The 13,349-nt window shown below is 63.8% G+C and carries 14 protein-coding genes; all 14 read right to left on the bottom strand.

All coding sequences use genetic code 11. The annotated features are described in order from the left end of the window. Nucleotides 1–3: 3 nt before the first annotated feature. The 14 genes from ACF8MI_RS00890 to ACF8MI_RS00955 all read right to left on the bottom strand — a co-directional run bounded on the left by ACF8MI_RS00890 (nucleotide 4) and on the right by ACF8MI_RS00955 (nucleotide 13,265). Nucleotides 4–552 (bottom strand): integrating conjugative element protein, encoded by a 549-nt coding sequence (locus tag ACF8MI_RS00890; RefSeq protein ID WP_014596100.1) that lies wholly within the window; start codon nucleotides 550–552, stop codon nucleotides 4–6. Continuing rightward, entirely contained in the window at nucleotides 549–1,154 is a 606-nt protein-coding gene (locus tag ACF8MI_RS00895; RefSeq protein WP_012205976.1) for a transglycosylase SLT domain-containing protein, read from the bottom strand. The genes ACF8MI_RS00890 and ACF8MI_RS00895 overlap by 4 nt, the downstream gene beginning before the upstream one ends. Further along, complete coding sequence (locus tag ACF8MI_RS00900) at nucleotides 1,136–1,873, bottom strand: TIGR03759 family integrating conjugative element protein (protein WP_012205975.1); 738 nt, start codon at nucleotides 1,871–1,873, stop codon at nucleotides 1,136–1,138. The genes ACF8MI_RS00895 and ACF8MI_RS00900 overlap by 19 nt, the downstream gene beginning before the upstream one ends. Nucleotides 1,874–1,887: 14 nt before the next feature. After that, nucleotides 1,888–2,529 carry a hypothetical protein gene (locus tag ACF8MI_RS00905; protein ID WP_012205974.1) on the bottom strand — a complete coding sequence of 214 codons (642 nt, stop codon included), beginning with the start codon at nucleotides 2,527–2,529 and terminating at the stop codon, nucleotides 1,888–1,890. Next, nucleotides 2,526–3,104: a PilL N-terminal domain-containing protein gene (locus tag ACF8MI_RS00910; protein ID WP_392517311.1), complete on the bottom strand. Its 579-nt coding sequence runs from the start codon at nucleotides 3,102–3,104 to the stop codon at nucleotides 2,526–2,528. The genes ACF8MI_RS00905 and ACF8MI_RS00910 overlap by 4 nt, the downstream gene beginning before the upstream one ends. Before the next feature lie 142 nt (nucleotides 3,105–3,246). After that, nucleotides 3,247–4,968 (bottom strand): UvrD-helicase domain-containing protein, encoded by a 1,722-nt coding sequence (locus tag ACF8MI_RS00915; RefSeq protein ID WP_392517312.1) that lies wholly within the window; start codon nucleotides 4,966–4,968, stop codon nucleotides 3,247–3,249. Then, the gene (locus ACF8MI_RS00920; RefSeq protein WP_012205971.1) at nucleotides 4,965–6,767 is read right to left on the bottom strand and encodes an ATP-dependent endonuclease; all 1,803 of its coding nucleotides are present in this window, start codon (nucleotides 6,765–6,767) and stop codon (nucleotides 4,965–4,967) included. Before ACF8MI_RS00920 ends, ACF8MI_RS00915 begins: the two co-directional genes overlap by 4 nt. Nucleotides 6,768–6,939: 172 nt before the next feature. Then, complete coding sequence (locus tag ACF8MI_RS00925) at nucleotides 6,940–9,219, bottom strand: helicase-related protein (protein WP_392517313.1); 2,280 nt, start codon at nucleotides 9,217–9,219, stop codon at nucleotides 6,940–6,942. Nucleotides 9,220–9,354: 135 nt separating this feature from the next. Further along, entirely contained in the window at nucleotides 9,355–9,660 is a 306-nt protein-coding gene (locus ACF8MI_RS00930; RefSeq protein WP_008266046.1) for a hypothetical protein, read from the bottom strand. 69 nt (nucleotides 9,661–9,729) lie between these two features. Continuing rightward, nucleotides 9,730–10,041 carry a hypothetical protein gene (locus ACF8MI_RS00935; protein ID WP_012251142.1) on the bottom strand — a complete coding sequence of 104 codons (312 nt, stop codon included), beginning with the start codon at nucleotides 10,039–10,041 and terminating at the stop codon, nucleotides 9,730–9,732. Between the two features lie 102 nt (nucleotides 10,042–10,143). Then, nucleotides 10,144–11,289 (bottom strand): DUF6094 domain-containing protein, encoded by a 1,146-nt coding sequence (locus ACF8MI_RS00940; protein ID WP_223723579.1) that lies wholly within the window; start codon nucleotides 11,287–11,289, stop codon nucleotides 10,144–10,146. 40 nt (nucleotides 11,290–11,329) lie between these two features. Then, nucleotides 11,330–11,980 (bottom strand): hypothetical protein, encoded by a 651-nt coding sequence (locus ACF8MI_RS00945; RefSeq protein ID WP_012251144.1) that lies wholly within the window; start codon nucleotides 11,978–11,980, stop codon nucleotides 11,330–11,332. A gap of 84 nt (nucleotides 11,981–12,064) precedes the next feature. After that, on the bottom strand, nucleotides 12,065–12,472 hold the full coding sequence (locus tag ACF8MI_RS00950; RefSeq protein WP_012205969.1) for a hypothetical protein: 408 nt from the start codon (nucleotides 12,470–12,472) through the stop codon (nucleotides 12,065–12,067). A gap of 94 nt (nucleotides 12,473–12,566) precedes the next feature. Beyond that, a complete protein-coding gene (locus tag ACF8MI_RS00955; RefSeq protein ID WP_012205968.1) occupies nucleotides 12,567–13,265 on the bottom strand; it encodes a DUF3275 family protein in 699 nt (232 codons plus the stop codon). Between the last annotated feature and the right edge of the window lie 84 nt (nucleotides 13,266–13,349).

Genomic DNA, 13,349 nt, shown 5'->3' on the forward strand with positions numbered 1-13,349 from the left:
GCTTCATTGCTCGATGCCGGTGGCTGTGATCAGCACCGGGTAATGCCGCAGACCCAGGCGCTCGGCCAGGTCGTCACCGGCCACAGGCGCAAGGGGCACGCCGGGCACCAGGGCGCGCAGCCGTGCCAGGCCCTGCATGGTCTCGACGTTAACCACCAGGCCCACCGCGCCGCGCTCGCGCAGCGAGCCCGCCTGGCGAAGCAGCCAGGCGTGGGAAGCTTCGTCGTCGCCGACGACTACGAAAGGCCGCAGGCCCGGTGCCTCGATCACGCGCCGCGCGACGGTGCCAGGCGTGAGCTTGGCACTGCGCACCGGCAACATCGCGGCCTCATCCATGGGCGTGGCGGGCACCGGGAGCATCGGGATGGGCGGCCCGGCCGGAGCATTGGCGCGCGGCTGAAGGTTCAGAGCCTCGTAGTACGGCAGCGCCGACGTGCCGCCACGGTCTTCGACGACGATCAGGGGCTCTCCGGCGCGCGAGGCCAGTGGCAGAGCCGCCAGCAGCACGAGCAGGCCCTTCAGTGTGAGATGGGTCAAATGGGATGTTTTCATGGGGTGCTCTCCTGGTGCACGGCGATGGCCGCGGCGGTTGGGTGTGTGCCCTGCACACGGGCAAGGTGGCGCGACACGCTGCGCCGGTAACGAGCCGCAGGTTCTCCGCCCGCAGGACGGTGGTAGCGACCGATCGCCGGCAACCAGTCCTCGCCCGAGGTGTGCTGCTCTTTCAGGATTTCAGCGGCGATGGCGAGGTTGCTGTATGGGTCGAGCAGGTCGCACGGGCTGGCGTAGCGCTGCTGGTGGTAGCCGAGGTTGATCTGGCCCAGGCCCGCGTCGATGCGTGTGTGCGGCGTGGCGCGCATTGCCTGCTGCAAACCAGCGCAGGCGTCGGCACGGGTGGTGAAGCGGCGCGACTGACCGGCGACGTTGAGGGACCACGGCCACGGGACGATGCGCCCGTTGCGGCGGATGCCGCTTTCCTGCAAAGCCACGGCGTAGAGCACCGTCGAGGGGATGCCCGCGCGCTGTGCGGCAAGCTGGTAAGCCGGTGGCGGAAGCTCCTGGGCATGGGCGGCGCAGGCGCACAGGCCCGCCGCGATCACCAGTGCGCGCAAGCACTGCGAAACGGAGGTGGCCGCTATGGCTGGCGCTGCCATTGACCGTTCACCTCGCGCACGACCGCAGGAAGGTCTCCGGGCAAGCTCAGCGACAGCCACCGCCCGCCATCATGGTTGAGCGTGATGCCACCGCTGCGCACGCGCGCCGGATCGACGTTCGCACGCTTGGCCCAGTCGCGGATGCGCGTGTCGTCTTGGCGGCTGCCGACCATGTACAGGTCGAACTCGGTGCCGGAGGATTGCAGGCGCTGCACGAGTTGCCCGCAGGCCGCGCAGCCGTCCTTGACGAACACGGCCGTGCGGCCTGAACCGCGCAAGGGATTGGCGCTTGTGCCGGCGCCGGGTTTTTCGTCAGGCAGGTTCACCCGCTGCATGCCGGGACTCAGGCGCTGCCAGGCCTGGTCGTAGGCACGCTGGTAGGCGAGCAGCTTCTCGATACGGCGCGCCTCGACCTGCACCTGCAGCTCTGCGTAGCGGCGCCGTTCCTCGTCGGTGCGCGCCTCGATGCCCAGGGCGGACAGTGGGTCCAGGTTGGGCGAGTAGATGCCCAACGGCCCGTCCATCAGCTCGCGATAGCGAGCCCACTCCTGCGGTTGCAGGCCCCAGTCGCCTGCCACTCGGTCGTCCAGGGAGCGAGTAACCAGCGGGCGCTCCTGGCTGTGCGCACTGCCGGCGGGAGCCGTGGCCGGCTGCTGCGCCCAGGCGGGCAACTGGGCAGACGCGAGCAGGAGCGCGGAAAGGATGATCGACGGTTTCATGTCGTGCGCTCCGCTCAAGGAATCGCCATGCGACGGGTCTGGTCGCCGGCCTGGAACACCGCAGTGTTGCCCTCGACTGCCTGCAGGCGCCACGGGCCGACGGCATCGCCGGGAAGCAGCACTTGAAGCTGGTCGGGCGTGAAGTTCCCGTTATTCGGTGTGACGGACAGGCTGCGCTGGCCGGCGCGAAGTTCGGCGCCGACGATGCGGAACGGCAGTGGCGGCGGTTCTGGTTTGGCGGTGGGCCTGCTCGGTGAGCGCGGCTGGGCGGGCGCTGCGGCACGCAGGGCGCTTGGGCGTGCCTTGATCTGCTCGACTTCCGCACGAAGCGCCTGAAGGTCTTCGGCAGCGGCATAGCCGCTCAGCGTTGTCTCGACCTGGGCGGCGCGTGCTTCCAGGCGTTCGCGGGTATCTTTGAGGTCTGCCGCTGTTGCGACGACTGGACGCTGCTGGATGGCCTCAATGGTCTCGGCCAGGCCCACCGCCTGCGCTTCGAGACGTTGCAGGCGGGAATCAAGCAGCGTCTGGTCGGCCTGGTCGTTCATGGTCTGGTAGCTCAGGGCAGCGAAAACGCTGAGGCTGATCAGCCAGAGCCACATTAGGCTCTGCAACACCACGGCGGAGATCGGGCGCCGGGGAGCCTGCGCGGTATTCATGGCTGGCCTCCCGAAACCGAAGGCATCAGCGGAAACGTCTGCACCGCCTCGGCAACAGGCGGCTCGTGTGCGTGCTCGGCGGTCGCACTGCCTCCAGGCTGCTCAAAGCAAATCTGCCGTGCCCGTTCATCCGCATGCAGTTCCCAGGCCGGGCCGGCCAGGGTGAGCAGCGCATCGCGCAAGGTCATGGGGCCAAGATGCCGGTGCGCCGCCGGCAGCGGCAGCGCATACAACTCGGTCACGGCGCTGGGCGTCTCGCAAAGCTGGTAGCCACTGCGTTTGAGCACATGCCGCAGCCCATCGCTCACCGTGGCGCGGGCATCCTCGGGCATGGACACGTCGATGGTCTGCAACAGCAAGTCACGCTGCGCCGCCGTGGGTGCCAGCTCGACCAGCGTGTAGCGGCCATAGCGCACGACGGGAATGAACTCGGGTGCCTCGGGTTCGGGAGCGGAGGAGACGCCTTCTATGGCGTCTGGCACCAGCGGCGCGGTGGTGGTCGCGCAGCCGCTGGCCAGCGCTGCGGCCAGGAGACCAGCGCCGACCAGACGCCGGGATACAGGGATTGCGGGCATGGCATCGGCTCTTCTGTTGCGATGCCGATACCTTGGCGGAGCGCCGTTGAGCGGTCAGCTAGGAATGCGGACTGATGGACGACCGCTTTTTCAGAAACATGCGAAGACCGTGCTGATTTGGACAGTACTCGCTACCAGCTGATTACAAAAAAATGCTGCGGTCTCCCGATGGCGTCAGGATTGTTGCTCTCTTCATAGCTCTTGTGACTGCGACCCGCAGTGCCAAAAGGGCTTGGCTTTGACGAGAAGTATCTGCATTCGCAGGCACAATTCGTCCAGCATATCGCCCTTCGTAAATCAGTACCTCGTCAAACTCCTTACCCTTCGCTTTGTGAATGGTCATGAGATGAACTCCACGCCATTCCTTGGCGGCTGCTGTGAAATGCTCCTGCAGCAAAGCGCCCCGGACAGCTTCGATAGCGCCGACATACTGTCCTTGGGATCTCCAAAGCTCTGACAAAGACGCCCGCAGGTTTGAGCCCTTGTGAAGCAGGCGGAGATACTTGGCATCAGCGGCAACGCGCGACAGTTGGCCAACGGCAGACGTCGCGAGAAGCCCCCGCGCAGTCAACCAGTCTTCTTCAGGATGGCCGGTGAATACGACGTCCTGGCGAAGCGCTGCTAGGCGCGCGCACTCGCTGATCAACGCTTGGCGATTCTTGCCGCGGATCTTTCCGGAGACCAAGTATTGGTCGATGGCGTCGGCCATGTCGAGTTCCGCCTGCGCAGGGCGTTTGGTGCCACTGCGGCCCCGGATGTGGGTATGTAAGGCGGAGAGTAGCCGCGCAGCCAGAAGCTCCGAAGGGCCTCCTTCCATTAGCGTGGCGATGACGTTTGCCGCAAGCGCCGGGGATTCCGCGTCCATCGCCACCTCGTGGCGAAGGTTGGGCATGCCATCGGACTCCGCGGAGAGGTAGTCGGACACTTGAAGCATGAAGGCCTTGGATGGGACGAGCACTGCGATGGACCAGGCCGGCTCCTTGCGAAGTCGCTTGATTGCCTGGATGAGCTGGGCCTTCGCATGGAAATGCGGACCCCTTCCGTAGTACACGCCGTACTCGACCACCGACACATTGGCATAGACGGCGCCCTTGTTTTTCCCGGTGAGCAAGTCTGAACCGTACGTTGCGATGTCGGTTCCGGCACTGCGATGATTCTCCCCTTCAAACTCGACTGGCAAGGGGTCGAACTGGTCCACGAATTCCTTGAGCCGCTGAGGATCGGCGCCGCGGAATTCGTAAATACGCTGGTCGGGGTCGGCCAAGGCAATGATCCTGCAGCCGCGTCCAAGCTCGCGGACCATCGCCCATTCGTCGGCGTTCGTGTCCTGGAACTCGTCCACGACGAGTATCGGGTAGGTCGCTGTGTAGATACCTGCCAGCCGCCGGCTGCGGCGCAGCAGTTCAGCCGTCAACTGGGCGAAGAGGTCGAAGTGGAGCAGCCCCTCTTCATGGAAAAGGCGCAACTTCTCCTGGTGATGCTGCTCGTTGGCAAAGTGAGCCAAGCGCGCGGAGCCCTCGGGAGGTGGTAGGAGCTGGAGCGGCTTTCCGTTGCTGAGCAGATAGCCATGACTTCGCAGAACGCTCCATGCGAAGCCGTGATAGGTGTTGACATCTAGAAGTCTCAGATCATCCGCGGTGATGAGTTCCTTGGCTTTCTCAAGGACCCGTGCCACTGTGGGCCTCGCGAAGCTGAGAAACAGGATGCGCTGGCCTGATAGGAGCTTTGCTGATCGAATCTCGTCCCTGGCTTTGACCAGGGCGACATGCGTCTTTCCGGAGCCTGGACCACCCATGGCGAGCACGTGCCCCGTGCTTTGCAGAAAGTCCCTCTTCTGCGGTGTCCAGTCTTGTTCGACCGTCATAACTCTTCGTCATCGAACGGTGCTGCCGCCGCTGACGGCACGGGTGGCAGCGGTGGAGGTTCGACGGTGATGTGGATCACCCGCAGCGTGTCCCGGACATACTGCGGCATCTCCGCCTCGGTGCAGCACCCGAGCAAGTCGCCGGCATCGCCGCTTCCCTTGGCCCAGCCAAAGAATTGCCGCAATGCGTCGCGAATTTGCTCCACGGTCTGGGCGGCGTTAGGAGTTTTGGCGATCAGATGGTTCGGCCACGCGTTCTCCGCGACGAGGCTGAGCGCATATCGACGAAGGGCTGCCTCCGCGGTGTGGTGCAGCACTACGTTCTCGAAACCTTTCTCGGCAGATTCAAATGAGTGGTGCACGGCGGCCTTGATGGCAGCGGAAGCGGCTGGTTCCTGCTTGTCGAACACAGCAAAGACCGTCTTGCCCAAGTCTCTAAAGAACTTGCCGAGAGGCGCAACCTGCGCATCGGTTTGCGCATCGATGACGGCCACCCCCAGGGCCTCAAGCGTCTTGTATTCTGTGGGGTTCAAGTCGTTAAGCCGGCGCGCCGCTGCAGGTATCGCATCGAACTCCGTTCGACCTTCGACAACAAGTACATATCGGGCAAGCAGCGCTTCACAGAAGCGGGCCCTGAACTCTGCCTTGTATGCCTTGGGCTTGACCGCTGGTGGGTATGTCGCCAGCATCGCAGAAAGCTTGCCCCCGTCACGCCGCAGCACATGCATCTCGGACGGCGCGAATTCTTCGAGCACATAGGGCGAGTGCGACGTGAAAAGCGCCTGTGCCGACGTCTCGCGCACGCTGTTAACGATGCGCTTCTGGGTATGTGGCGGAAGGGCGATCTCGGGCTCCTCCATCGCGAAGATGACGTTCTGCTTCAGGCCCGCGATGATGGATAGCAGCGCCAGCACCAGTGTATTGATCGTGCCGGTGCCCTGATGGTGATATGGCGCGCAATAGGTGCTGCCGTCCGGACGCTTCGCGCCGGTGCCCATGAAAACGGTCAAATCCTTGCGCAGGGCCTCTCTAGTGAGATCCGACACGCGCATGTGAGGTTCCTCTGCCCAGTCAGAAGGAACGAATCGGCGAACAGCGTCCTGGACGTCCTTCAAGAGCGGGGCGATGCCGAGTTCCGGCTTATCGGCCACGGGGAGTTTGCGCAACTCGTTCAGCAGGTCTTCCCACATCGTCACGCGCTTGTCTTGAAGCCTGAGGATGACATCAAGCAACGACCCGCGCTCCAGGCTCAATGCCCGCGCCCCTGTCCTCAGCGTCCGGAGGTACAGGAAGCCGCACTTGCGCTTGTCGGTCGTTTTGAAAGTTGGGTGAGTACCTTCAGCTAGCACTGGGGTCGCGAAGAAAGTATTGCCCGTGAAGTCGTCTTCTTCCTTGTCGTAGCGACCCTCGAAAAACACCCGCAGCGCGGCCGACACGTCTGACGCATCCGTGCCTTCCGGGGGCGGGCCTACGAGTAGCGTCTTTTCCGTGGCGGACCACCACTCGATGTGGTCACGAAAGTGTCGCTGCTGCTCGGCGGACAGGTCACTGACGATAACTTCAATCCGAATGAGAACCGGATCTCCCTCTTCATCCAGGTAGCGCCCGGCGTGGAAGTCGTGCTCGTCGATGACGGGTCTTCGGGAGAGCCGTTCCGGGCCGAGGACGAGATCTATGGCCTCCAGCAGCGTTGACTTCCCGACGTTGTTGTCACCGAGAAATACGCTGTGGCCTGACAGCGTCACGATGCCGGATTCAATCCCACGAAACTTTTCGACCTTGACTTTTGCAATCTGCATTGGCTCCCCCGATTCTGCTCATGTGAGTTTAGCCAGTAACCAATCGTTTCTCCAAAGAGAGTCCACACTGAATCTGAAAGGACGCAGCCACGTCCTGCGGAGACTGCGGGACGTGGCTGCAAGGTGGGAAGAACAGAAAGCCGGCGGCGCTAGGCCGGCGATGGCGTGGAAATTAGGTAGCGACCAACTGCCGAGCCAGTGCGACCTCGACGGAATCACCGTCCTGGTTCAGAACATCCAGCCCCGATTCGGGCACATCGCCCGAGGTGGACTGCGAGACCATGATCTTCTTGGCCATCAGTTCCAGGCAGGTCATCTGCGAGGAACCGGCGTAGCCGAGGTAGATCACGCGCACGGGCTGTTTCTGCCCAATGCGCCAGGAGCGGCGTGCTGCCTGTTGGAGCGAGTACACGTTGTAGCCACTTTGCATGAACACAATCGTCGGGAACTCCAGCAGGTCCAGCCCCGTCTTGACCAGCTCGGGATTGGTGACGAGCACGTCGATGCCCCGGTCCAGTTGCTCGGCGATCCAGTCCTCGCGGCGGCTGGCATCCACGCTTGCGCGCAGTACCGCCACCTTGAATCCTTCCTGCTCCAGCAGCCCCTTCAGGCGTGACGTGGTGTCGCGCGTTCCGGTATAGACCGTGTAGGCCAGAACCTTGCGCCCCTGTTCCTTCTCCGCTTTGCAGATGTCGATCAGCTCGCGCTCCTTGGGGCTGATCTCGAACTCATTGAACTGAGCCGGGACAAACGCCAAGGTGTTGCGCGTGCGCGGATGCACCACGGTCTCCGACCGGAAGCAGCAATCCGGCCAGGCCAATAGCACGTTGAGCACCACCCCCAGCAAGGTCGTATCGCGTCGCGCCAGAGCCTGTTTCAGTTCTGCGGTCAGCCGACCCGCCAGATCGCGGTAGGCCGCAGCTTGCGCCAGGTCCATCTGGACTTCACGAAACTCCTCGTCATACGGCGGCAGGACGTTGCCACCGATGTCCTTGAGCTTGAGGAAAATCGTAAACGGCAGGATGCAGCGCAAGACGCCTTTCGGGCCGAAGCCGGGAGCCTTGACCGTGCGCACCGATACCTTGGTGCCTTTGGCTGTCTTGTGCGCCGTGCCGGCGCTCTCGGAGTAGATGTCCTTGAGGACGCCGTGATCGCGCATGAATGCCATCGCAGCCGAGGTCATGCTGCCGCTCGTGGTCGGGCGGTAGCCGTCTTCGATCATCCGTCCGGGCAGTGCCCGGAACAGCAGGTAGAACAGATCATCGCCGTAGCCGCCCATCAGCGTGCCGGTCAGCAGCAAGGTCTTGCGAGCCTTCGCCGCCAGCACGCCCATGGCCTGGCCCTGGGCACTGCCACCGTTCTTGTACTCGTGCGCCTCGTCGGCGATGAGCAGGTCGAACGTGCCTTGCGGTAGGTAGCGTTTGATGAACTCGGACGGTTGGTAGCCGCCTTCGCCAAAGCCAAACTCCATGTTGGCCATCGCACGTTCCATGCGCGTGGCCTGACGGTCGGAAAACACCAGCTCGCCGTTGCCATCCATGAGGTTGATGAACTCATGGATGTTGTCGCCCAGCATCGAGGCCAGGAAGCCGTCACCGAACTTCTGCATCAGCTTCTGTGCAGTGACTTCCCCGATGGTCGGGATGCGCTTCAAGGCTTTGAGGACGACCGAGGACTGGTCGCTGCCGGACAGGCTACGCGGGCGGATCAGCGTCCACAGGGGCGCGGCGCAGTGGCTGCACTTCCTGCGGGACTCCTCGGCTTCGAGCGCGACCGGGTTGACCGGCTCGCCGTCGAGGTCGGTGATGAGTGTGCCGCAGTCCGGGCAGGCTGCCACGTCGCCGTGGCGGGTGCGCCGCTGGGTGAAGACAGGTTTCCAGTGGAACCCCATCCGCATCCTGACGCGCCCCAGGATGAAAAACTCCTGGCCCGTGGGCTGCACACCCAACTGCTCGCGCAGCTTGATGAGCTTGACCAGCGTGTCCGGGCCATTGAGCACCCAGACCTTGGCGCCGGCCACCGTCTCCTGGATCTCACGCCGCCACTTGTAAACCAGGTGGGGAGGCGAAAGCACCAGGGTGCGGCGGTAGCCTTCGGCGTTGAGCACGGCGGCCGTGGCGATGCCGACGGTCGTCTTGCCGCAGCCCATTTCGCCATTGACGATCGCAGCGCGCTCGCCTTGATCGACCAGCAGCTCGGCGGCGGCATGGACAACTTCAGCCTGGGCCTGGAACAGCTTGCGCTTGAGGCTGGCAACGACGAGTTGCCGCTGCGCCTGTGCTTGACCGGCATAGACCGGCGGGTTGGCGAGGTTGAGAGAATCGAGCAGTTCGTCGCCGAACTCGCCGACGAAAACCTGAAGGCTCAGGGTCAGAGGGTTGGATTCCGCTTCGAGCAGTTCGCCCTGTACGGGCGCTGCATCGTTGGCGGTGGTGTCGAGATCAACGGACATGGTGATGCTCCAAAGAAAAATGGGACATGCACCACCCCAGCGGGGCGATGGCATGCCCCGTGGTGGGAAGAGAGACGGCGAACCGTCGGTGGTTGGACAGTGCAGGCGCTCGTGGCCTGCGGTGACAACTCGCGGTCAGTACTCGGACGGCAGCACGATGCGGGTCGCGCTGCGATCTGCTTCGGTGAAGATGCGGATGCTCAGGTCACGGGTGACGACGTAAAACGAATCGAGGCGTTCACCAGACTCCAACGCAGCGTTGTTCTGTTGCCATTGGTAGTCGGCGACGTCGCCCCAGTCGCCACGCATGTGGCGTTCGAAAAACGGCATGGGATCGAGCCGGCCTTCGTTCATCAGGCGTTCGACGCCTTCGCTGAACTCCAGTGCACCGATCTCGAACAGCCGTTTGCGGCGATGCTTGTCATGTTGGTTGGATGTCATGTGGCTTTCTTCTGAGTAGAGGGGCTACAGCACCATTGAGGGGTGTCGGTGGCCCCGCGTTGGAGAAGATCAGTACTCGCTGGGCAACAGCAGCGTGGTGACGCTGCGATCCCATTCGGTGATGATCCAGAGCTTCAGGCCGGGTGTGACCTGGTAGGAAGAGAACAGGCGATCCTCACCGGACTTCAGCGCGGCATCGTTCTGCCGCCTGTCGCTGTCGTCGAGGTCGCCCCAGTCGCCACCGAGGTGGCGGCGCAGATACGGAATCGGGTTGAATTGGCCCTGTTGGATCAGGTCATCGACGCCGCAGGTCATGACCACCTGGCCGGGCGAGAAGCGCAGGCTCGGGGTCTGGCTGATGGAAAGTGCTTGGGCTGCCATGGAAGGCTCCTGGAGATGGAGGGGCCACGGCACCCCATCGGGGCGACTGGACCCCGGTGGGTGGAAAAAATCGACGGCGAACCGCCGGCGGTGGAGAAACGATCAGCGAATGGTCAACACCTCGCCCCGCGTGGCGGAGCCAGGCGTCATGTCCCATGCACGGATGACAGGAACGAACTTGTCGGTGAGGATGCGGGTTTCGGCGATGGAGCCGTCGTCGCGTTCGGTGAATTCCCGCTGGAGCGTCTTGTCCTTGTGGGTGTCACCTTTGACGACGAGCACGCGCCCCGCCTTGGATTGCACGACTCCCGAGATCGCGCCTGCGGCCAAAGCCAGGGCGAGATGCCAGTGGGACAAGGCCCGCGCCGGTGGACGCAGCGTCTGCTGCGCGGCCCCCAACTGCGTATCCCGCGACGGCCAGAGGCCTTGCAGCCTGCCAACCTCATCGGCGAACTGCTCCGGCTCCATCGTCACGCGGAAGAAATGCCCCGGCTCTGCCGGGCTGGTGGGGACGATGTACGGCAGGAACGGCCATTCGCTCGGCAGCTCCTCGGCTTCGACTTCGCCAAGCCCAACCTGCAGCAGCAGATTGCGCACGGCCTTGACGCCATCGGGCGTCTGCTCGCGCTGGCGCACCCGGCGACCGAAGATCACCACCTGCTTGAACTGCGTTTCCACCGCTCGGTAGATCCGCAGATCGGTGTAGTGGCGTGTCAGCCAGCCGACCAGCTCGGCGTCGAGCACGTAGCCGGGAACGATGAAGACCAGCACGCCGCCGTACTGCAACAGGGGCAGCGTGCGCTGGTAGAACAGTTTTTCGAGGCGGGCACGGCCCTGACCCTGATAGCCAATGTTGCCGTTGACGTCCTTGGACAGGTCGCCATACGGCGGATTGAGCCAGAGCAGCCCAAAGGACTGTTTGGAGATCATCGTGTCCATCAGGTCCGCGTGCAGGCAGTGATCGACCAGGCCGCGGGCATGGCGCGCCCGCTCTGCGTCGAACTCGACGGCGAACGCCTTGGCATGCTCGCGCCCGAGGGCATGAGCCGCTTCGGCAATCGCCACGCCTTCGCCGGCGCAGGGATCGAGGATGCACATCGGCCCATTGGATTCAGGCGCACTGGGCATCAGTGCATTGAGGGCTCTTTCGAGCGTTGGTTCGTCGGTCGGGAAGTACCCGTTCTTCACGAAATTGCGGGCGAGCCGCGGGAACATGAGCGCCATGGAAGTCTCCTGGTTGGCGGGGATGATTGGCGAAGGCGCGCCTTGGCGTGCCTGCGCAGGTGGGTCAAGCCGCTACCGTTTCCGGCGTCCAAATCTTGGCCGGATAGGGATAGGCGGTGAGCACGTCACTGCGGATCAGCGAGCCGAGCGCCAGGGTCAGCGCCGGCACGTCGATGGCGAGCCGATGGCCCACCAAAGGCCCGAGGGCGAATGGCAGACGGGTCAGCATCTCGCGGCTTTGCAGCAGTTCCAGCACGGTTTCGCGCCAGTGGTCGAGCAACGGCAGTGGGCAGGTGTCCTGCACCAACGTCCACAGGCGGTCAAGCCGGTGGTCGCTATCGCGGGGCAGCAATGCCAGTGCGCTGGCGTTGGCCTTGTCGGGCTTGACGCAGCGCCGATCGAACAGCCACACGTTGGACAGCGAACCGAACAGCGTTCGCCGGTAGGCGCGGGTCATGCGCTTTTCCAGGCGATCGACGTTGCTGACGAACACCGGGACGCTGCTGCCCTGGTCGGTGATGAGGTGGAACTGCTCCAGGCCCTGCTCGTCGCGCCCGAGGGTCAGGCGAGCCAGGAACTGCTGGACGGCGGTGTCCCGTGCCCAGATCGACAGGAAGATCAGGTTGCCCTGGTCATCGCCGACGCAAGCGTCGGCCATCACGTCCGGGCATTCGTCGATGCGGTACAGCGTGGTGGAAGAAGTGTTTGCGGGCATGGTGGTGTCCTCGGATGAACGGGAACAGCATCGCCCGCAGGGGGCAAGCACTGCCCCTTGGGGTGGAAAAAAGGCGTCCCTGACTCAGACCGTCAGCGCCGTAGCTGGAGCTGTGGCTTCCTTGGATGTGCGCCGCCGCGCGTGGTAGGCGCGAACGCCTGCACGCCAGTCGGCGGATTGCTCCGGTGCGAGGTTCAGATAGGACAGCGGGCACGAGTAGTAGTACGGGTGCATGGATTCGTCCAGTGGCTTATAGCCCCACTGGCCGCCGCTGCGTTCCAGCAGATCGCAGCGGATGGTGCACAGGGACTGGCCCGGTGCGAGATCACGGTGTACGCCTTCGGCCTTGGCCGTCACTTGCACAACAGACCAGAGGACGTTGCCACGCAGCGCGTGGGCGATGACCTTCACGCTGGCGCGTTCGGTCTCTTGCGGTGCGATCAACTCCGCGATCAGTTCAGACCGCGATTGGGGTGAGAAATACCAGCCCATGAGAGGCCTCCTGGAAAAATTGAGCCAGAAGCCTCCCCGGTGGGGAAGACCCCCGGCGGGTGGATGAAGCACACCGCAGATGCGGTGCCCAGTACTACGCAGGTTGCAGTTCGGCCTGGCGGCTCCACTCCTGCGTCTTGAAGTCCAGCGCGTAGCCCAGTTCGCCCAGGCGGACGATCTGCGCGCGCAGGGTGCGGCGGTCGATGGTCGAATCCAGTTTCACGGACTCGCCCAGCGGCCAGAGCAAGCTGAACAGCGCGGCGTCGCCATCTTCGGTACTGCAGGGAGCAGTTGCCGCAGCGGGCGTCGGCGCATCCACGCCGAAGGGCGTGGTATCGACCAGCGGGTCTGTGGATGCCTGTACGGGTGCGGGCTTGGCGGGCCTGGAGGTTTTGCTGGGCTTGGCCGGTGTTGCCGGTGTTGTTGCAGGCTGTGCGCCCAGCTCTTCATCAAGTGGATCGAGGTCCTGGGTGGCGAAGCTGCGTGCTTCGTCACGGCTCAGTTTGTCGATGTCGTAGAGCGTCATTCCGTCCAGGCTGGCGCGGATCTCGAAGCGCATGCCGCCACCGACCGGGTAGGACTTCGGGAAGATGTACCTGATGATGAACTCCCCGTCGTACTTGCCTTCGGGGTATTGCTCCAGCTCCGGGTCCTTGACCTCGAACGTACCAAGGTGCGTGGCGAGGCGTCCGACCGTGAAGGGGCCGTTCTTGCCGCGGATGGTACGCAGCGTGAGCTGGCCGGGGACGATGATGGGCGAAACCGATTGCTCGGGTGCCGATTTGGCTGTCATGGTGGTACTCCTGATGATGAATGACGGACGGCTGGTGGCAGCCGGTGGATGAGAGGAAATGAACCTCGCCCGAGGTGGGCAAGG

The sequence above is a fragment of the Pseudomonas sp. yb_9 genome, assembly GCF_043103635.1.
In the GTDB taxonomy this organism is placed as follows: domain Bacteria; phylum Pseudomonadota; class Gammaproteobacteria; order Pseudomonadales; family Pseudomonadaceae; genus Aquipseudomonas; species Aquipseudomonas monteilii.